The sequence below is a fragment of the Microcella sp. genome (assembly GCF_019739195.1).
GTDB lineage: Bacteria > Actinomycetota > Actinomycetes > Actinomycetales > Microbacteriaceae > Microcella.
Genome location: NZ_JAHHDS010000003.1, coordinates 267,766 through 286,332, shown reverse-complemented (window position 1 = coordinate 286,332; position 18,567 = coordinate 267,766). Strand labels below are relative to the sequence as shown.

Below are 18,567 nucleotides of genomic sequence, written 5' to 3'. Positions count from 1 at the left end.
TCTGCTGAGGAGCCTTCCGTGTCGTCCGCCATCTGGGCACTCGTCGCTGCGTGCGTGCTGTGGGGAACCACTGGCACAGCGGCCTCGTTCTTCTCTGACGACGTGAGCCCGCTGGCGATCGGCGCGAGCACGATGGTCGTCGGCGGGGCGCTGCTGTTCGCGACGAACCATCGCCGGTCGCTCGCCGTCATCGGCGACCGCACGGTGCGCGCGTGGCTGCTGGCCGCGGCAGCGGGCATGGTGGCGTACCCCCTCGCGTTCTACGCGGCCATGGATCTCGCGGGAGTCGCGATCGGCAATGTCGTCTCGCTCGGCTCGGGGCCGATCTTCGCGGCGTTGCTGGAATGGCGGCTGCACCGGCAACGACTGACCGGGCGATGGATGCTGAGCGCGAGCATCGCCATCGCGGGCGTCGCCCTGCTCGTGGTCGGCGGCCACGGCTCGGGGTCGCCGGTCGACCCCGCGACGATTCCGGCCGGGGTGGCGCTCGGGCTCGTGGCCGGAGCGGGCTATGCGCTCTTCACGCTCGCGTCGGGCACGATCATCCGCCGCGGTCACACGGGGCGCGCGACGATGGGGGCGGCGTTCGGCCTGGCCGCGATCCCTCTCGCCGTCGTGCTGCTGGTCGTCGGAGCCCCGCTGCTCGGCAGCCTGCAGAACGTCGGCCTCGCCGCCTACCTCGCGGTCGGCCCGATGTTTCTCGCCTACGTGTTCTTCGGGTGGGGCATCAGGGCTCTGCGGTCGAGCACCGTGACCGTGATTACCCTGCTCGAGCCGCTCGTGGCGACGTTGCTCGCGATCGCCGTCGTCGGCGAGCGGCTCGAGCCTCTTGGCTGGGTCGGACTCGCGCTCATCTTGCTCGGCGTAGCTGTGCTCTCCTCGGCTCGGCAACCGCGCCCCGCGCCATAGCGCCCCTATCATCGGGGCATGGTCGACGACGAGCAGCCCGCGAACGAGGCCGAATCCGCGCCTAGTAATGGCCCGCGGCGGTCGACGTTCACGCCCCCTCCCGCCGATGTGAACTACGACCCGGCGACGACCGACGACGACGCCCTCGCGGCGGCGCTCGCCCAGCAGTTCACGCGACCCTCGCCGGTGGTCGAGCCGGCGCCGGCGTCGGAGCCCGGGCCGGAACCTGCGCCAGAGCCGGCGCCCGTGGTGGAACCCAGCCCCTGGGCGCCGCCCGAGAGCATCGCGACCCCGGGCCCCGAGTCGAGCCCCGAGCCGACCCCGAGCCCCGAGCCGACCCCGAGCATTCCGGCACCCCCGCAGCGCCAGTCGCTCTCGGACGAAGAGCTGCTTGCTGCGGCCGACCTCGACGCCCCCGACCACGACACGAGTTCGTTGCTCGACCTCGTCGAGCGCGAGCTGGCACTGCGGCAGCAAGAGGCGGTCACGCTCGCCGAATGGGAGCAGCAGGTGCGTCAGACCGCGGGACCCGAGGCCGAGCAGCTGGTCTCCGAGGTGCGATCGCAGTTCACCGGCGTGATCCCCGTGGTCGCGCCGGGCCCGTCGACCGCAACGCCTCACGACGCAGCGCCCGTGCCCGCGGCACCGTCGCCCGAACCCGTGGCGCCCGCCGTCGAACCCGTGGTGCCGCCCACCGGACCTGAACTCGACCTGGCTCTTGCCGACGCGCCGCCACCCTTCGGAGCGGCGATCACGGCGGTTCCGCCGCCTCCGGGGTCGGTTCCCGCGCCGCCCGAGCTCGTCGAGCCCGCGGCCCCGGAGGGCTCTGCGACGATCGTCAGTGCGCCGACGGCCTTCGAAGCCTTGCTCGCCGCCGCTGATGCCGCGACCGGCGAGACCGCCGCGCCGGAGATCGCCGCCGACTCCGACCCCGAGTTGCCGTGGCGCATGGAAGAGCAGCCCGAGGTGGGCGCCCCTGAGCCAGACCCGACGCCCATCGACGAAGCATCGACCGACGCCGCGGAGATCGCTGCGCCCGCCGCGGCCCCGCGTATCGAGCGCATCGGTCTCGAGCCGACGCCCGCCGAGCATCGCACGGGCAGGTCTATCCGACTCTTCTGGCTGTGGTTCGCGGTCAACGCTTCGGTCGTGAGCGTCGCTCTCGGCGCGGTGCTGCTGGGCCTGGGCATGAGCCTGCGCCAGTCGATTCTTGCCGCGCTCATCGGCGTCGCGGTGTCGTTCCTGCCCCTCGGCCTCGGCACGCTCGCCAGCAAATGGAGCGGCCAACCGACGATGGTGGTCTCACGCGCGACGTTCGGCACGGCGGGCAACGTCATCCCAGCGCTGCTGGCTGTCGTCACGCGACTGGTCTGGGCCGCGGCCTTGCTGTGGATGCTCGGCACCGGTGTCGCCGAAGTGCTCGTCGGCGGTTCCGTCGTCGAGGGCATCGCCACCCTCGATCTTGCCCTCGCTATCGCGGGGATCGCTCTTGTCATCGCCGCCGTCATCGCCGCACTCGGCTTCCGGGCGATCGCCGTGCTCGGGGCTGTCGTCACCGTTCTCGGCGTCATCCTCGTGGGCGGCCTCATCGCCCTGACCGTGCCCTATGTCGACCTCAACGCGGCACTCTCAGTGCCCGACGGTCCCTGGATGCTCATGGCGAGCGGCGCGGTGCTCGTGTTCAGTGTCGTCGGCCTCGCGTGGGCCAACAGCAGCGGCGACCTGGCGCGCTATCAGGCCAAGGGCACAGCAGGCTCGGCCGCCGTGCTCTTCACGGCGTTCGGGGCGACGATTCCTGCTTTTGCGCTCATCAGCTGGGGTGCTCTGTTGGCTGCCTCGAACCCGTTCGTCGCCGAAGGCCTCGTCGACAACCCGGTCGACATCATCGCGCGCATGCTTCCGCTCTGGTACCCCGTGCCGCTCGTACTTGCGGTCGCACTCGGACTGCTCGCGGCGGCCGTGCTCGCGCTCTACTCGGGCGGTTTCGCGCTGCTCGCGGTGGGCATCCGCATGCCTCGCGCGGTGGCCGTCGTGATCGCGGTCGTCATCGCCGCCGGCGCCACGGTCACCTTGGCGTTCGTCGTGCCCGATGTCACGGCGCTGTTCCGCGATGTCGTGACGACGCTCGCGGTGCCGGTTGCCGCGTGGGCCGGTCTCTTCGGTGCCGAGACCATGATTCGTACGCGTCGGGTGCACTCTCCGTCGTTGCTCTCGAGCGGCGGGGTCTACCCGCGGGTGCGTTGGGTCAACACGATCATGCTGCTCGTCGTGACGGGCATCGGCTGGGGTCTGACCACCGCCACGGTAACCGGCCTGCAGTGGCAGGGATACCTGTGGTCGCTGCTCGGTGTGCCTCTCGACGATGCGCTTGCCGCCGCCGACCTCGGTGTTGCGATCGCTCTGGTGCTCGGCCTGCTCACGCCGATCGTCGCCGGAATTCCCGCCCTGCGAGCACTGCAGTCTGCCGAGCGCCAGGCGGCGCTGCTGGAGGGCAGCGAGACAGCCACCTCGAGTATCGCCGTCGAGACGCAGCCCGCCGCCCCGCCTCCCGACGAGTCGCCCATCGAGGCGTCGACGGCTCCACCGGCGACGCCGTGACGACGGTCGCCGACGTCTCGGCCGCCGCGGAAGCCCTCTGGCCGTTGACCGGGGCTGAGGCATGGGATGCTCCCGGTCTGCTGAGCGGCGACCCCACGGCAGAGGTCTCGCGCATTGTGCTCGCCGTCGACGCCGTCGCCGAGACGGTCGATGAGGCCGTGGCGCTCGAGGCCCAGGTGCTGCTCGTGCACCATCCGCTGCTCATGCGCGGCGTCACGACCGTCGCCGAGACGACCGCGAAGGGCGCGTTGCTCGCCCGACTGATCCGCGGCGGCTGCGCCCTGTACAGCGCACACACCAACGCCGACGTCGTCGCGACGGGCACGAGCGCCCGGCTCGCCGGCTTGCTGGGGCTGACGGATGCTCTGCCGATCGTCGAGACCGCGCCCGGCGTCGGCCTCGGGCGGGTGGGGGCGCTGCCCGAGCCGACCACGCTCGGAGCCCTCGCGCGGCGCCTCGCGAGCATCCTGCCCCCGACGGCGACGGGTATTCGCGTGGCGGGAGAGTTCGACCGACCGATCGCGCGCGTGGCCGTCTGCGGCGGTGCGGGCGACTCGCTGCTCGGCGAGAGTGCGGTGCGTTCGAGTGACGTCTACGTGACCGCCGACCTGCGGCACCACCCCGCGAGCGAGGCCGTCGAGACGGCGCGCGTCGCCGGAGGGCCGGCGCTCATCGACGTCTCGCACTGGGCGAGCGAGTGGCTGTGGCTCGAGACCGCGGCCGACGAGCTACGGTCGGCATTGCCGGGCGTCGAGGTCGTGGTCAGTGAGCTGCGCACCGACCCCTGGGACTTCGTGGTCGTACAGTAGGCCCTGACCGAACGACGAGAACAACCCTGAGGTGACCCCCGCATGGCCTTGACCGCCAGCCCCGAGTCGCAGCGTTTGCTGCTCGATGTTCAAGCGCTCGACACGACGCTGCAGCAGCTCTCGCACCGCGAGCGCGCCCTGCCCGAGCGCGCCGTCGTCGATGACCTGACCGCTGAAGCCGAGGTGATGCGCGAGTTCGTCGTGCAGCGTCGAGGCGAGCTCGAAGACGCCCGCATCGAGCTCGGCCGGGTCGAGAGCGATGTCGCGCTCGTCGAGGCCCGCATCAGCCGCGACGACAACCGTCTGCAGCAGAGTTCGTCGGTCAAAGACATTCAGGGGCTCGAGCATGAGCTCGCGTCGCTCAAGGCACGTCTCGGCGATCTGGAAGAGATTGAGCTCTCGGTCATGGAGAAGGTCGAGACGCTCGAGAGCGAGCTCGCCTCTGCGACGACCGCCCTCGACGACCAGCAGGCGAAGGTGGCCGAGGCGATCGCGGCACGAGACGCTGCACTCGCGGTCATCGCCGACGAGCGCTCGGCGGCGCAGCAGCAGCGCGATGCCGTGGTCGCTCAGGTGCCCGCCGATCTCATCGCGCTCTACGAGAAGCAGCGCGAGCGTTACGGCACGGGGGCCTCGCACTTGCGAGCACGCATCTCGAGTGCGAGCGGCGTTGAGCTGACGGGCAGCGATCTCGCGACCGTGCGCTCGGCAGCGCCCGATGCCGTGCTGCTGTGCCCCGACTCGAACGCGATTCTCGTGCGCACCGACGAGAGCGGCCTGTGACGCGCGAACTGCTCGTCGAGGCCGACGGCGGCTCGCGCGGAAACCCCGGCCCCGCCGCCGGGGGAGCTGTTGTGATCGACCCCGCGACCGGCGAGGTCATCGCCGAGGTGGGAGTCTGGGTCGGCACCGCGACGAACAACGTCGCCGAGTACAGCGGCATGCTCGCGGGGGTGCGGCGCGCGCTTGAGCTTGACCCCGATGCCGAGCTCACCGTGCGCATGGATTCGAAGCTCGTCGTCGAGCAGATGATGGGTCGCTGGAAGATCAAGCACCCCGCCATGGCCGAGCTCGCCGCCGAGGCGCGGCAGGTGCTCACGGGCACTCCCGTGCGCTTCGAGTGGGTGCCCCGCCTCGAGAACTCGCGCGCCGACGCGTGCGCCAATCAGGCGATGGATGCTCGCGCCTCGTTCTCGCGCTGAGCGGCCTGCACGGGGTGAAACGGGCGGAGGGCATCCGTCACCCGGTACCCTGAGAACGCAAGTGGGCCGGCCAGACGGTCGCGTCGGAGGCACGCCCCGCAAGGGGAACGACTTTCGCCGAGGAACGTCCGGGCTCCGCAGAGCAGGGCGGTGGGTAACACCCACCCGCAGTAATGCGCGAGAAAGTGCAACAGAGAGCAGACCGCCGCAGGCGAAAGTCGGCGGTAAGGGTGAAACGGTGGTGTAAGAGACCACCAGGGGCCCGAGTGATCGGGCTCGCTGGGTAAACCTCGCCCGGAGCAAGGTCAGACAGACACCGTTGACGCGGCTCGCCGAGGTGTCGGGTAGACCGCTAGAGCGTGTCGGTAACGGCTCGCCGAGAGAGATGGCCGTCGAAGGGAAGCGATTCCTGGAACAGAACCCGGCGTATCGGCCGACCCACTTGCCTCAGCCTCACCACTGAGAGGGTTTGTAGTCCTTCAGAAAGACGCCGAACAGGTCTTCGCCGGCTTCACCGCGCACGATCGGGTCGTAGACCCGCGCGGCTCCGTCGACGAGATCGAGCGGGGCGTGGAAGCCCTCATCGGCGAGCCGCAGCTTCGTCGGGTGCGGTCGCTCATCGGTGATCCACCCGGTGTCGACGCTCGTCATGAGAATGCCGTCGGTCTCGAACATCTCGCGCGCGCTCGTGCGGGTGAGCATGTTCATCGCCGCCTTCGCCATGTTGGTGTGCGGGTGGCCGGGGCCCTTGTAGCCGCGCCCGAACACGCCTTCCATCGCGCTCACGTTGACGACGTAGGTGCGCTCGAAGGGCGAGGCCGCCAGCGACGGCCGTAGTCGATCGACCAAGATGTAGGGCGCCACCGAGTTCGCGAGCTGCACTTCGAGCATTTCGAGTGGTTCGACCGAACCGACTGCCTGCGTCCAGCTGTTGACGTCGTGCAGGTCGGGCACGAGGCCGCCGGCATCGATCGCGGTGCCGTCGCGGTGGCGCTCGATGGATGCGCTCCCGGCCGTCATCGCCGCCTGCGTGAGCTGCTCGGCCTTCGCCGCGGCTGCGGAGAGAATCGGGTGGGCGGCGACCGACTCGGCAAGTGCCAGCGGGTGCGGATCCATCGTGTGGCCGAACGTCACGAGTTCCGGTAGCGGCCCGTCGGGCAGGGGTGCGAGCTCGGCCTCGATGAGCGGCTGATAGGCGCCGGGGGAGCGCCGCACGGTCTGCGCCGCATTGTTGATGATGATGTCGAGCGGCCCGGCCGCGGCCAACGATTCGGCGAGCCCGATGACCTGAGCAGGGTCGCGCAAGTCGATGCCGACGATGCGCAGGCGGTCGATCCACTCGGCCGAGTCGGGCAGAGCCGAGAATCGGCGCACGGCGTCGCGCGGAAACCGCGTCGTGATCGTCGTGTGTGCGCCGTCGCGCAAGAGGCGTAGCGCGATGTACATGCCGATCTTCGCGCGGCCGCCGGTGAGGAGCGCGCGTCGTCCGGTGAGGTCTGTCCGGGCATCCCGTTTCGCGTGATTCAGGCGCGCGCAGTCGGGGCACAGCTGGTGATAGAAGGCGTCGACGAGCGTGTACTGCTGCTTGCAGATGTAGCACGCCTGCGAGCGCGTGAGCTCGCCGGCGAACGGCGTCGTCGTCGAGGTGCTGATGTCGACGCCACGGGTCTCGTCGTCGATGCGGTCGGGCGAGCCCGTCGCGGTCGCCTCGATCACGGCCTTGTCGGCGGCGAGCACTTCGGCGCGCTTCGACAGGCGTCGGTGCACCTTGACGGCGCGGAACATGTGAGCGGTCGCGTGGCGCACCGCGATGAAGTCGGGATGCTCGTGGTCGAGCTCGTGCAGCGTGCTCAGCACCCGCAAGGTGGTCTCGAGGTCGGCCGGATCGATGCCCGGGTCAGCGGCGTCGATGCGGTGATCGGGAGACTGGTCGGAAAGCACACGCCAGGATATCGGGCTGCCGGGAGCGCGCGGCTCGCGCGCTAGGCGATCGCGGTGCCGAGGAGTGCGCCGATCGCGAAGGTCACGGCGAGCGCGACGGCGCCACCGAGCACGACGCGTACGGTGGGCTTGAGCCACGGGCTCTTGCCCAGGTAGGCCCCGAGACCTCCGGTGATGCCGAGCGCGAGAAGCGTCGCGACGAAGGCGATCGGAATGCGCAGCTCGGCGGGCGGCAGCGAGATCGCGAGCATCGGCAGCACAGCGCCGAGCAAGAAGGCGAGGAACGACGCCCAGGCGGCTTGCCAGGGCTTGAGCACTTCGTTCTCGTCGATGTGCAGCTCGGCTTCGAGGTGCGCGCCGAGGGCGTCGTGGGCGGTGAGCTCTTCGGCGACCTTCTGGGCGGTCTCGGCCGAGAGTCCCTTCGACTGGTAGATGCCGGCGAGCTCAGCGAGCTCCTGCTCGGGCATCTCGGCCAGCTCACGCTTCTCTTTCGCGATGAGCGCGGTCTGACTGTCTCGAGCGCTGGCGACCGAGACGTACTCCCCGAGGGCCATCGAGATCGCGCCTCCGACGACAGCGGCGACTCCGGCGGTGATGATGGGTGCGAGCTCGGTCGTCGCGCCAGCAACGCCCACGACGACTGCGGCCACCGACACGATGCCGTCGTTGGCGCCGAGCACGCCCGCGCGCAGTTTGTTGAGTCCGTCGTTGAACGCTCCGCGATCGTGAGGTTCAGAATCGTGCTGGCCTCCGGTCGTCTCCGGGGCCGCAGGCGTGTCGCTCATGCCCATTAGTCAACTCTGTGTCTCGACCGCCTACAAGCAAGGTAAGGCTCTGCTGTGCATCGGCCCGGCATGCCCGATTCGGCATGCAAGCATGCGTAGAGTCGAATGATCTGGTGAGCACTCGCTCGCACACCATGCCGGCTGGGAAGTCGCACACCGACCCCGAAGGCCTCATGACCTCTCTCGCCTCGTCCGGATCACTCGGTAGCCTGCGCACCACGACCCCCCGCGACCCCGATGCTGTGCCGCTCACGGCGTCGTACTCGGCGCTCATGCGAACGGTGCGTGACGCCGGGCTTCTCCGCCGTCGCGAGGGCTTCTACTACGCGGTCTTCGCCGGGCTCGCTCTCGCTCTCGGCGGCATCATCACGGGCATGGTGCTGCTCGGCGACAGCTGGTTCCAGCTGCTGATGGCCGGCGCGCTCGGCATCGTGCTGACGCAGATCGCGTTCGTGACCCACGAGGCATCGCACCGCCAGATCTTCGCCTCGGGCAAGGTCAACGACTGGGTCGGTCGAATTCTCGCCACGGCGGTCGTCGGCATCAGCTACCACTGGTGGATGCACAAGCACTCGCGCCACCACGCGAAGCCGAACCAGAAGGGCGCCGACCCCGACATCGAGCAAGACACCATCGCCTTCCTGCCCGAAGACGCAGCGAAGTCGAAGGGCGCCTTCGCGCTCATCACGCGCAACCAGGGCTGGTTGTTCTTCCCCCTGCTGACGCTCGAGGGCATCAACTTGCACTTTCGGTCGATCCTGTCGCTCTTCGACAAGGGCCGCGTCGAGCACCGCTACCTCGAGCTGACGCTCATCGCACTGCGCCTCTCGCTCTACGTCGCCGTGCTCTTCATGTTTCTGCCGCTCGGCATGGCCTTCGCCTTCTTGGGCGTGCAGCTCGCGGTTTTCGGGGTCTACATGGGAGCATCCTTCGCTCCCAACCACAAGGGCATGCCGATTCTCGAGAACGACACCAACCTCGACTTCTTGCACCGCCAGATTCTCACCTCGCGCAACCTCAAGGGCGGTTGGTGGGCGACCGTGCTGTTCGGCGGGCTCAACCACCAGGTCGAGCACCACCTGTTCCCGAACATGCCGCGCCCGGCGCTCAGCCGTGCTCGCGAGATCGTGCGTGAGTACTCGGACGCCACCGGCATCTCGTACACCGAGACGGGTGTTTTGCGCTCGTACGGCATCGTCATCGACTACTTGAACCGCGTCGGCCTCTCGGCCCGCGACCCGTTCGACTGCCCGCTGGTCAATCAGTTCCGGCGCAGCTAGGCGTTCGCCGTCCTGCATTCTGCACCGTTCGTCCCACTAACGCCCAAAAGGTCGGGCTGTGATGCGAAGAGCAGGCCAGAACGCTGCCGGCAGGGGTGCAGTACCCGCGTCAGTGGGCGTGGCGCTGCGCCAGAGCCGCGGCGCCCATGATGCCCGCGTTGTTGCGCAGCTCGGCGGGCACGATCGGCGTCGCGACGTCGATGAGGTGCAGGAACTCGTCATGCTGCTTCGAGACGCCGCCTCCGATGACGAGCAGATCGGGCGAGAAGAGAAACTCGACGTGCCGGTAGTAGCGAGTGAGGCGCTCGGCCCACTGCTCGAACGACAGGCCTTCGCGCTCACGCGCTGAGTTCGCGGCCCAGTGCTCAGCGTCGTCGCCGCCGAGTTCGAGGTGCCCCAGCTCGGTGTTCGGAATCAGCACGCCCTCATAGATGAACGCACTGCCGATGCCCGTGCCGAGGGTCGTCATGATCACGAGACCGCGGCGGTCGCGCGCGGCACCGTAGATCGCCTCTGCGAACCCCGCGGCGTCAGCGTCGTTGACGAAGTGGATGTCGCGACCGAGTGCTTCCGTGAACCGGGCATCAGCATCCAGCCCGATCCATTCGTCGCTGACGTTCGCGGCCGACATCGTGCGCCCGTTGCGCACGATCGCCGGAAAGCACACGCCGATGTGCGCGACGTCGGCGCCACCGTGCTCGGTGACGAGCTCGTCGACGAGCTGCCGCACAGTCTCGATGATGTCGGCGGGCTCGCCGCCCTCGGGGGTGGCGTGCTTGATGCGCTCGCTGACGAGCTCGCCAGCATCCAGGTCGACGATTGCCCCCTTGATGCCGGTGCCGCCGATATCGATGCCGATGGCGCGCGTCATGTGGGTCTCCTGTCGTTGCGGCGAGCTCTCACGGCAGCGTGAGAATGTCGGCCCCGCGCTCGGTCACCACGAGCGTGTGCTCGAACTGGGCGCTGAGCTGCTTGTCTTTCGTCGTGACGGTCCAGTCGTCAGACCAGAGATCCCAGTCGATGGTTCCGAGGGTGAGCATGGGCTCGATCGTGAAGACCATGCCGACCTCCATGACTGTCGAGTAGTCGGGCGCGGCGTCGTAGTGCGGAACAATCAGCCCCGAGTGGAACGACGTGCCCACACCGTGCCCCGTGAAGTCGCGCACGACTCCGTAGCCGAAGCGCTTCGCGTAGGCCTCGATAGCGCGGCCGATGACGTTGATCTCGCGACCGGGCGCCACGGCCTTGATGCCGCGATTGAGCGCCTCCTGGGTGCGCTCGACGAGCAGCCGCGCATCTGCGTTGGCTTGGCCGGCGATGAAGGTCTTGTTCAGGTCGCCGTGCACGCCGTTCTTGAAGGCCGTGATGTCGATGTTGACGATGTCGCCGTCGGCGATGACGGTGTCGTCGGGAATCCCGTGGCAGATGACCTCATTGAGGCTCGTGCAGCACGACTTCGGAAATCCGCGGTAGCCGAGCGTCGAAGGGTACGCCCCGTGGTCGAGCAGATACTCGTGGGCGATTCGGTCGAGCTCGTCTGTCGTGACGCCTGGGGCGATCGCAGCCCCGACTGCCTCGACGGCTTGGGCGGCGATGCGCCCCGACTCGCGGATGAGCTCGATCGTCTCGGTGTCGTAGACGTCGCCGCCGACGTGCGGGGGCGGGGCCGGCTTGCCGACGTACGGCGGCTTCGGGATGCTCGCTGGTACCTTGCGCTGCGGTGAGAGTCTCCCGGCGACGAGGTGGCCTGAAGCGTCACGGGGCATAGGGTCGAGTCTACCGAGCGAGGGGAGAGGCTCTTGGCCGAGCATGATACGCAGCACTGGTGGTACAACCACAAGACCGGCGAGGTCGAGCACGGGCCGCAGTCGCTCGGCTCCGACCGCGACGGCCCCTACGCTACCGAGGCCGATGCGCGCCGCGCCCCCGAGATCGCCCGCGAGCACGCTCGCGCCTGGGCGGCCGACGAAGAGGAGTAGCCCTACAGCCCCAGATCTGGGGCACATCGGCGCAACGGCGACAGAGTTGCGCCATTTTGGCCCAGATCTGGCAGGTGCCGAGGAAGGGTTGGCTAGTTCGTGCGCTCCTGCAGCGCCTGCTCGGCCGTCGCGTCGCTGTAGCTGTGGTCCTCGTCGGGGTACGCGCCCGACTCGACGTCGGCCTTGTAGGCGATCGCAGCATCCGTCAGCACCTGGCGCAGGTTCGCGTACTGCTTCACGAACTTCGGAATGCGGCCCGAAGCGAGCCCGGCCCAGTCGGTCCAGACGACGAGCTGGCCGTCGCAGTGCGGGCCGCCACCGACGCTGATGGTCGGGATGCTCAGCTCGGCCGTGATGCGCTGCGCGACCTCGGCGGGGATCATCTCGAGCACGACCGCGAACGCTCCGGCCTCTTCGACCGCGTGAGCGTCGGCGAGTAGCTGCTCGGCCGCTTCACCGCGGCCCTGGATGACGTGGCCGCCGAGCCCGTGCTCACTCTGCGGCGTGAACCCGATGTGGGCCATGACCGGGATGCCCGCTGAGACGATGCGCCGAATCTGCTTGGCCGACCGCACCCCGCCCTCGAGCTTCACGGCGTGGGCTCCCGTCTCTTTCATGAAACGGAACGCCGTGTGCAAGGCCTCTTCTGGCCCGGTCTCATACGAGCCAAACGGCATGTCGGCGACGACGAGCGCGCGCTTCACGCCGCTCACGACGCCGCGCGTGAGCGGAATGAGGTCGTCGATCGTGACGGGCAGCGTCGTGTCGTAGCCGAGCACGGTGTTGCCGGCCGAGTCGCCGACGAGGAGGAAGTCGATGCCGGCTTCGTCGAAGATCTGAGCGGTGAGCACGTCATACGACGTGAGCCCGGTGATCTTGATGCCCTGCTCTTTCGCTCTCGCGAAGTGACGGGTGCGGACGCGCTTCGGTGCTTCGGCCATGCTCACCACCCTAACCCGGTGGGTTACTCGGTCGGCCGGTAGGTGATCGGCAGCCGGCGGTCGCGCCCGAACGCCATGCCCGAGATCTTGGGGCCGATGGCGCCTTGACGCCGCTTCCACTCCGAGCGGTCGACGAGCTTCGTCACGAAGTCGACGGTCTCGCGGTCGAAGCCGAGAGCGACGACATCGTCGTGCCCGAGCGCGCGCGTGACGTAGGCGTCGAGAATCGCGTCGAGCACCTCGTAGGGCGGCAGCGTGTCTTGATCGGTCTGGTCGGGCCGCAGCTCGGCGCTCGGCGGCTTCTCGATCGACCCCTGCGGAATCGGGGGAGTCTCGCCGCGTGCGACCGCGGCCTCGTTGCGCCACCGCGCGAGCTCCCAGACGAGCAGCTTGGGAACGTCTTTGATCGGAGCAAACCCGCCGACCGAGTCACCGTAGATCGTCGAGTAGCCGACCGCGAGCTCGGTCTTGTTGCCCGTGGTGAGCACGAGGTGCCCGTGCATGTTCGACAGCCCCATGAGGATGATGGCCCGGATGCGCGCCTGCAGGTTCTCGGCCGCGACCCCGGTGAGCGCGAGCTGTGTCTCGACGGGCTGCACGAGCTCGGCGATGGGCTCGACCGAGTACTGCAGCCCGAGATTCTCGGCCAGCTCGTCGGCGTCGCTGCGTGAGTGGTCAGAACTCCATCGCGACGGCATCGAGACGCCGTAGACGTTCTCAGCGCCGATGGCGTCGGCCGCGATGGCGGCGCAGACGGCCGAGTCGATGCCGCCCGAGAGCCCCAGCGTCACGCTGCGAAACCCGTTCTTGCGCACGTAGTCGCGCGTGCCGGTGACGAGGGCGTTCCAGAGCTGCTCGCGGTCATCGCCCAGCACGGCGACGTCGGCGGCAACCGGATGCTCAGCGACAGCACCGCCTACCTCGAGTTCGACGCGCCGCACGTTCGGCGGCAACTCTGCATCGGTGTGCTCGGCCGCATCCACGTCGACGACCAGCAGGTGCTCGACGAACTGGGGTGCACGGGCGAGGATCGTGCCGTGCCCGTCGACCACAACGCTGTCGCCGTCGAACACGAGGTCGTCTTGCCCTCCGACGATGTTGACGTAGGCGACGATCGTGTCGGTCTCGGTCGCGCGCCGCGTCACGAGCGGCAGGCGCACCTCGTCTTTGTCGCGCTCGAAGGGCGAGGCGTTGACGACGACGAGCAGCCCGGCGTCGGCCTCGAGCACGCGGCCCACCGGCCCACCGTCGCGCCAGAGGTCTTCGCAGACAATGAGGGCCACGTCGACGCCGCGCAGGCGCAGCACGAGCAGTTCGTCGCCGGGGATGAAGATGCGGTACTCGTCAAAGACGGAGTAGTTGGGCAGGTGGTGCTTGGCGTAGCGGGCGACGACGCGGCCGCGGTGCAGCACGCTCGCGCAGTTCTGGGCGATGGCCGTGGGAGCGTTCGAGGTGCCGAGCAGTCTCGGTTCGTGCGGTCCGTCAGGGTGGCCCACGATGACGACCGTCTCGCCGAGGCCCTCGGCGGCAAGCCGCTCGGCCAGGGCGTGCACGGCGCGCGTGGCCGTGGCCAAGAACGAGGGCCGCTGGGCCAGGTCTTCGATCGGGTAGCCGGTGAGGGCCATCTCGCCGGTGGCGACGAGGTCGGCGCCCTGCTCGCTCGCGGCGCGCACGGCGTCGACGATGAGCTGGGCGTTGCCGACGAGGTCGCCGACGATCGGGTTCGACTGTGCCAGGGCGACACGCAGGCGGGGCATACGCAGTAGCCTAATGGCGGGCTTCTGAGCCCCGATCGAGAGGCGTCACGGTGACCGGAAAGGGCAGCATGGACAAGCAGCGCGACTTCGTTCTTCGCACGATCGAAGAGCGCGGGGTCAAGTTCGTGCGCCTGTGGTTCACCGACGTCGTGGGCACGCTCAAGATGGTCGCGGTCGCTCCGGCCGAGGTCGAGGGCGCGTTCTCTGAGGGCCTCGGCATCGACGGTTCGTCGATCGAGGGCTTCACGCGCGCGTTCGAGGCCGACGTGCTGCTGCACCCAGACCCGACGACGTTCCAGATTCTTCCCTGGCGCGGCGAGGTCGATCCGACCGCTCGCATGTTCTGTGACATCACGACGCCCGACGGCCAGCCCGCCTCGGCCGACCCGCGCAATGTGCTCAAGCGCACGCTCGCGAAGGCCGCCGACCGCGGTTTCACCTTCTACACGCACCCCGAGATCGAGTTCTACCTGCTCAAGAGCAGCAAGTACGGGCCCGAGGGCCCGCAGCCTGTCGACTCGGCGGGCTACTTCGACAACGTGCCGGGCGGCAGTGCCCACGACTTCCGGCGCCGCGCCGTGCGCATGCTCGAAGACCTCGGCATCTCGGTCGAGTTCAGCCACCACGAGGCCGGTCCTGGTCAGAACGAGATCGACCTGCGTTACGCCGACGCGCTCACGACGGCCGACAACATCATGACCTTCCGCACAGTCGTCAAAGAGGTGGCGATCGAGCAGGGCGTCTATGCCACGTTCATGCCGAAGCCGCTGGCCGCGCACCCGGGCTCGGGCATGCACACCCACATGTCGCTCTTCGAGGGCGATACGAACGCCTTCTTCGACTCTTCGGGGCAGTATCAGCTGTCGAAGATCGGTCGGCAGTTCGTCGCCGGGCTGCTCACGCACGCTCCCGAGATCGCCGCGATCACTAACCAGTTCGTGAACTCGTACAAGCGCATCTGGAGCGGCGACGAGGCTCCGAGCTACGTCACGTGGGGTCACAACAATCGCTCGGCCCTCGTGCGCGTACCGCTCTACAAGCCGGGCAAGGGCCAGAGTGCTCGCGTCGAGTACCGCGGCATCGACTCGGCCGCCAACCCCTATCTCTCGTACTCCCTGCTGCTCGCTGCAGGGCTGAAGGGCATCGAGAACGGCTACGAGCTGCCGCCCGAGGCCGAAGACACCGTGTGGGCGCTGAGCGAGTCTGAGCGCCGCGCGCTCGGCTACAAGGCCCTGCCGTCGAGCCTCGATCGTGCACTCGCGCTCATGGAAGAGAGCGAGCTCGTCGCCGAGACTCTGGGCGAGCAGGTCTTCAACTACGTGCTGCTCAACAAGCGCCGCGAGTGGAACGCGTACCGCGCCCAGGTCACGCCCTATGAGCTCGAGAGCAATCTCGAGATTCTCTAGGCCCGGTCGGGCTGCACCGTGACGCGCCACGTGTCGACGCTGACCGAGCTCGCTCGGCTCGGATTCTCTGAGCTGAGCGCCGCTCGTGATGCCCTCGACGGCTTCGAGCCGCTGCTCGACGCGTTCGGCACCGCCGCCGACCCTGATCGGGCGCTACGGCAGCTCGGGCGGCTGCGAGAGCAGCATCCGGATGCCCTCTCGGCGCCACTCGCCGACAACGACTGGGCGGCGCGCGTCGTGCGCGTGCTCGGCGCAAGCGAGGGATTGGGCGAGTTCTTGCGGCGCCGGCCCGACGAGCTCGCCGCTCTACGTGAGCCGCTGGACGAGCTGCCGACCCACGCCGACCTGCACCGCGACTTGCTCGCGACCGTTGCTGCGGTCGACGACCCTGATCGTGCGATCACAGCCATGCGGGTGCGCTATCAGCGCTGGCTCGTGCGCATCGCCGCGTGGGATCTCGAGCACCCTGACCCCCTCGAAGCCCAGCCGCTCGTGTCGGCGGCACTCGCGGACCTTGCGGGAGCGACGCTGGATGCGAGCCTTGTCGTCGCCCGGCGCACGAGCACCTACCCGGCCGTCGATGTCGAGCGCACGCGTCTCGCGATCATCGGCATGGGCAAGGCCGGTGCGCGCGAACTGAACTACATCAGCGACGTCGACGTGATCTACGTCGCCGAGGGGGTCGACGAGCTCGACTCGGGCCGCGCGATCGAGATCGCGACACGGCTCGCGGCGGCAACGGCTCGGGGCATTCAAGAGCCAGGCTTCGAGCCGCCCATCTGGGAGGTTGACGCCAACCTTCGGCCCGAGGGCAAAGACGGCGCGCTTGTGCGCACGCTCGAGTCGCACCGCGCCTACTACGACCGCTGGGCGAAGAGCTGGGAGTTTCAGGCGCTGCTCAAGTCGCGACCCCTTGCGGGCGATACCGAGCTGGGGCGACGCTATTGCGAGAGCGTGCATCCGCTGGTCTGGACCAGCTCTCAGCGCGAGGGCTTCGTCGAATCGGTGCAGCGCATGCGCGAGCGCGTGACTGAGAACATTCCCGCCGACGAGGTCGACGTGCAGCTCAAGCTCGGGCCGGGGGGCCTACGAGATGTCGAGTTCACGGTGCAGCTGCTGCAGCTCGTGCACGGCCACGGTGACGACCAGGTGCGGCAGGGCGACACCCTGGGCGCCCTCGACGCGCTCGCGCAGCAGGGCTACATCGGCCGGGTCGAAGCGGCAGAGTTCGGGCGCGACTACCGACTGCTGCGTGTCATCGAGCACCGCGTGCAGCTCGAGCGGCTGCAGCGCACCCACCTCATGCCGCGCGACGACGACCGGTTGCGAGTGCTCGCTCGCGCGACACGTCTGGGCACCACCGCCGACGAGCTCACCGCCCGCTGGCAGCAGACCAAGATCGCCGTACGGTCGCTGCACGAGAAGCTCTTCTACCGCCCGCTGCTCTCGGCCGTCGCCGCGCTGCCTGAAGACGGGCTCGCGCTCACGAGCGAGCAGGCCGTGGCTCGCCTCAACGCCATCGGCTTCGTCGACGCGAAGGGCGCTCTGCACCACATCGCTGCGCTCACGAACGGGGTCTCGCGGCGTGCGCAGATTCACCGCACCCTGCTGCCCGTCATTCTGCAGTGGCTCGCTGACGGTGCAGACCCCGACTACGGACTGCTGGCCTTCCGGCGCTTGAGTGACGACCTCGGCGAGAGCTACTGGTTCTTGCGCATGTTGCGCGATTCGAGCGGCGCGGCCCAGCGCCTCACGAGTGTGCTCGCGTCGTCGCGCTACGTGGGCGGGCTCTTCGAGCGCATTCCTGAAGGGGCGGCCTGGCTCGAGAACGAAGAAGAGTTGAGACCCCGGCCGCTCGAGGCCCTGCTCGACGAGGCTCGAGCGACCGTCGCCCGCCACGACGGTGATATTGAGTCCGCTGCGAAGGCCCTGCGCACGGCGCGGCGACGCGAACTGCTGCGCCTTGCTCTCGCCGGAATCCTCGATGTCATTGCCGTCGACGATCTCGGCCGCGCGCTCAGCGACGTCACGACCACTGTGCTGACGGGAGCGCTCTCGCTCGCGCACCGCTACGGCGACGGCATCGAGTTCGCGATCATCGGCATGGGCCGCTACGGCGGGGGAGAGCTGGGCTTCGGCTCTGACGCCGACGTCATCTACGTCTATCGCGATGCGGGCGCGGGTGATGAGGCGCAAGCGCGCGCCGAGCGCATCGTGCACGAGCTGAAGCGCCTCACCGACGATCTGCGCCTGCCGCTCGACCTCGACATCGACCTGCGGCCCGAGGGGCGCAACGGGGCGATCGTGCGGTCGCTCACCTCGTACCAGGCCTACTACGAGCGGTGGTCGCTCACGTGGGAGGCTCAGGCGCTGCTGCGGGCGCGCGCGGTCGCCGGAGACCCCGCACTCATGGCCGACTTCACCACCCTCGCCGACACCGTACGCTACCCGACGAAGCTCGCCGAGGCCGATGCTCGCGAGGTGCGGCGCATCAAGGCGCGAGTCGAATCGGAGCGGCTGCCGCAGGCTGCAGACCCCGCGCGGCACCTCAAGCTCGGGCGCGGCTCGCTGAGCGACGTCGAATGGTTCGTCCAGCTGCTGCAGTTGCAGCACGCCGCCGCCGTGCCCGCGTTGGCCACGACGTCGACGCTCGAGGCTCTCGCTGCGGCAGTGGATGCTCAGCTCGTGTCAGCGGCCGACGCCGACCGCTTACGTGCCGCCTGGATCATCGCCTCCCGTGCGCGCTCAGCGTTGACGCTGTGGAGCAACAAGACCAACGATGTGCTGCCGATCGATCGTCCGCAGCTCGAGGGAGTCGCCCGCCTCATGGGCTACCCGGCCGGGGGAGCAGCGCGGCTCGAAGAGGACTACTTGCGCACGACGCGCCTGGCACGTCAGGTCTTCGAGCGCGGCTTCTACGGCACGGGTTGAGCCTGTGAAACACTGTGCACATGACAGGT

15 protein-coding genes and 1 other RNA gene are annotated in these 18,567 nt (G+C 68.9%); 10 read left to right on the top strand and 6 right to left on the bottom strand.

Going from position 1 to position 18,567, the window contains the following annotated elements:
- The first annotated feature begins 18 nt into the window (after positions 1-18).
- From KL788_RS03065 to rnpB, 6 genes are all read left to right on the top strand, one after another.
- Positions 19-909: a DMT family transporter gene (locus KL788_RS03065; RefSeq protein WP_293168387.1), complete on the top strand. Its 891-nt coding sequence runs from the start codon at positions 19-21 to the stop codon at positions 907-909.
- 18 nt (positions 910-927) lie between these two features.
- Entirely contained in the window at positions 928-3,507 is a 2,580-nt protein-coding gene (locus KL788_RS03060) for a purine-cytosine permease family protein (protein WP_293168385.1), read from the top strand.
- On the top strand, positions 3,504-4,316 hold the full coding sequence (locus tag KL788_RS03055; RefSeq protein WP_293168383.1) for a Nif3-like dinuclear metal center hexameric protein: 813 nt from the start codon (positions 3,504-3,506) through the stop codon (positions 4,314-4,316). The genes KL788_RS03060 and KL788_RS03055 overlap by 4 nt, the downstream gene beginning before the upstream one ends.
- A 42-nt stretch (positions 4,317-4,358) precedes the next feature.
- Positions 4,359-5,099, top strand: coding sequence for a zinc ribbon domain-containing protein (locus KL788_RS03050; protein WP_293168381.1), 741 nt, complete (start codon positions 4,359-4,361; stop codon positions 5,097-5,099).
- Positions 5,096-5,518: a reverse transcriptase-like protein gene (locus tag KL788_RS03045; RefSeq protein ID WP_293168379.1), complete on the top strand. Its 423-nt coding sequence runs from the start codon at positions 5,096-5,098 to the stop codon at positions 5,516-5,518. Before KL788_RS03050 ends, KL788_RS03045 begins: the two co-directional genes overlap by 4 nt.
- A 62-nt stretch (positions 5,519-5,580) precedes the next feature.
- Positions 5,581-5,963: RNase P RNA component class A (gene rnpB, locus KL788_RS03040), an RNA gene on the top strand.
- Between the two features lie 8 nt (positions 5,964-5,971).
- Here rnpB and KL788_RS03035 read toward each other — a convergent pair.
- Complete coding sequence (locus KL788_RS03035) at positions 5,972-7,459, bottom strand: SDR family NAD(P)-dependent oxidoreductase (RefSeq protein WP_293168377.1); 1,488 nt, start codon at positions 7,457-7,459, stop codon at positions 5,972-5,974.
- 41 nt (positions 7,460-7,500) lie between these two features.
- Positions 7,501-8,244: a VIT1/CCC1 transporter family protein gene (locus KL788_RS03030; RefSeq protein WP_293168375.1), complete on the bottom strand. Its 744-nt coding sequence runs from the start codon at positions 8,242-8,244 to the stop codon at positions 7,501-7,503.
- Positions 8,245-8,417: 173 nt separating this feature from the next.
- Between KL788_RS03030 and KL788_RS03025 the strand changes: the two genes are divergently transcribed.
- Entirely contained in the window at positions 8,418-9,524 is a 1,107-nt protein-coding gene (locus KL788_RS03025; protein WP_428846127.1) for a fatty acid desaturase family protein, read from the top strand.
- A 109-nt stretch (positions 9,525-9,633) separates the two neighbouring features.
- On the opposite strand, the gene ppgK is transcribed toward KL788_RS03025, so the two are convergent.
- Positions 9,634-10,395 (bottom strand): polyphosphate--glucose phosphotransferase, encoded by a 762-nt coding sequence (gene ppgK / locus KL788_RS03020; protein ID WP_293168371.1) that lies wholly within the window; start codon positions 10,393-10,395, stop codon positions 9,634-9,636.
- Between the two features lie 28 nt (positions 10,396-10,423).
- Positions 10,424-11,290, bottom strand: coding sequence for a type I methionyl aminopeptidase (gene map, locus KL788_RS03015; protein WP_293168369.1), 867 nt, complete (start codon positions 11,288-11,290; stop codon positions 10,424-10,426).
- 33 nt (positions 11,291-11,323) lie between these two features.
- Between map and KL788_RS03010 the strand changes: the two genes are divergently transcribed.
- Positions 11,324-11,503, top strand: a complete 180-nt coding sequence (locus KL788_RS03010; protein WP_293168367.1) for a methionine aminopeptidase — start codon at positions 11,324-11,326, stop codon at positions 11,501-11,503.
- A gap of 92 nt (positions 11,504-11,595) precedes the next feature.
- Here KL788_RS03010 and panB read toward each other — a convergent pair whose 3' ends face one another.
- Positions 11,596-12,444, bottom strand: coding sequence for a 3-methyl-2-oxobutanoate hydroxymethyltransferase (panB, locus tag KL788_RS03005; RefSeq protein ID WP_293168365.1), 849 nt, complete (start codon positions 12,442-12,444; stop codon positions 11,596-11,598).
- A gap of 23 nt (positions 12,445-12,467) precedes the next feature.
- Positions 12,468-14,201: an NAD+ synthase gene (locus KL788_RS03000; RefSeq protein ID WP_293168363.1), complete on the bottom strand. Its 1,734-nt coding sequence runs from the start codon at positions 14,199-14,201 to the stop codon at positions 12,468-12,470.
- A 68-nt stretch (positions 14,202-14,269) separates the two neighbouring features.
- On the opposite strand from KL788_RS03000, the gene KL788_RS02995 reads away from it, so the two are divergent.
- Both KL788_RS02995 and KL788_RS02990 read left to right on the top strand, forming a co-directional pair.
- Complete coding sequence (locus KL788_RS02995; protein WP_293173118.1) at positions 14,270-15,607, top strand: glutamine synthetase family protein; 1,338 nt, start codon at positions 14,270-14,272, stop codon at positions 15,605-15,607.
- An 18-nt stretch (positions 15,608-15,625) separates the two neighbouring features.
- Positions 15,626-18,538, top strand: coding sequence for a bifunctional [glutamine synthetase] adenylyltransferase/[glutamine synthetase]-adenylyl-L-tyrosine phosphorylase (locus KL788_RS02990; protein ID WP_293168361.1), 2,913 nt, complete (start codon positions 15,626-15,628; stop codon positions 18,536-18,538).
- Positions 18,539-18,567 lie beyond the last annotated feature (29 nt).

What these genes read in the sequence shown, in the direction of transcription:
- KL788_RS03060 (WP_293168385.1), top strand. Translation starts at nt 928, where the DNA reads ATGGTCGACGACGAGCAGCCCGCGAACGAGGCCGAATCCGCGCCTAGT.
- KL788_RS03050 (WP_293168381.1), top strand. Translation starts at nt 4,359, where the DNA reads ATGGCCTTGACCGCCAGCCCCGAGTCGCAGCGTTTGCTGCTCGATGTT.
- KL788_RS03030 (WP_293168375.1), bottom strand. Translation starts at nt 8,244, where the DNA reads ATGAGCGACACGCCTGCGGCCCCGGAGACGACCGGAGGCCAGCACGAT.
- KL788_RS03025 (WP_428846127.1), top strand. Translation starts at nt 8,418, where the DNA reads ATGACCTCTCTCGCCTCGTCCGGATCACTCGGTAGCCTGCGCACCACG.
- ppgK (WP_293168371.1), bottom strand. Translation starts at nt 10,395, where the DNA reads ATGACGCGCGCCATCGGCATCGATATCGGCGGCACCGGCATCAAGGGG.
- map (WP_293168369.1), bottom strand. Translation starts at nt 11,290, where the DNA reads ATGCCCCGTGACGCTTCAGGCCACCTCGTCGCCGGGAGACTCTCACCG.
- panB (WP_293168365.1), bottom strand. Translation starts at nt 12,444, where the DNA reads ATGGCCGAAGCACCGAAGCGCGTCCGCACCCGTCACTTCGCGAGAGCG.
- KL788_RS03000 (WP_293168363.1), bottom strand. Translation starts at nt 14,201, where the DNA reads ATGCCCCGCCTGCGTGTCGCCCTGGCACAGTCGAACCCGATCGTCGGC.
- KL788_RS02995 (WP_293173118.1), top strand. Translation starts at nt 14,270, where the DNA reads ATGGACAAGCAGCGCGACTTCGTTCTTCGCACGATCGAAGAGCGCGGG.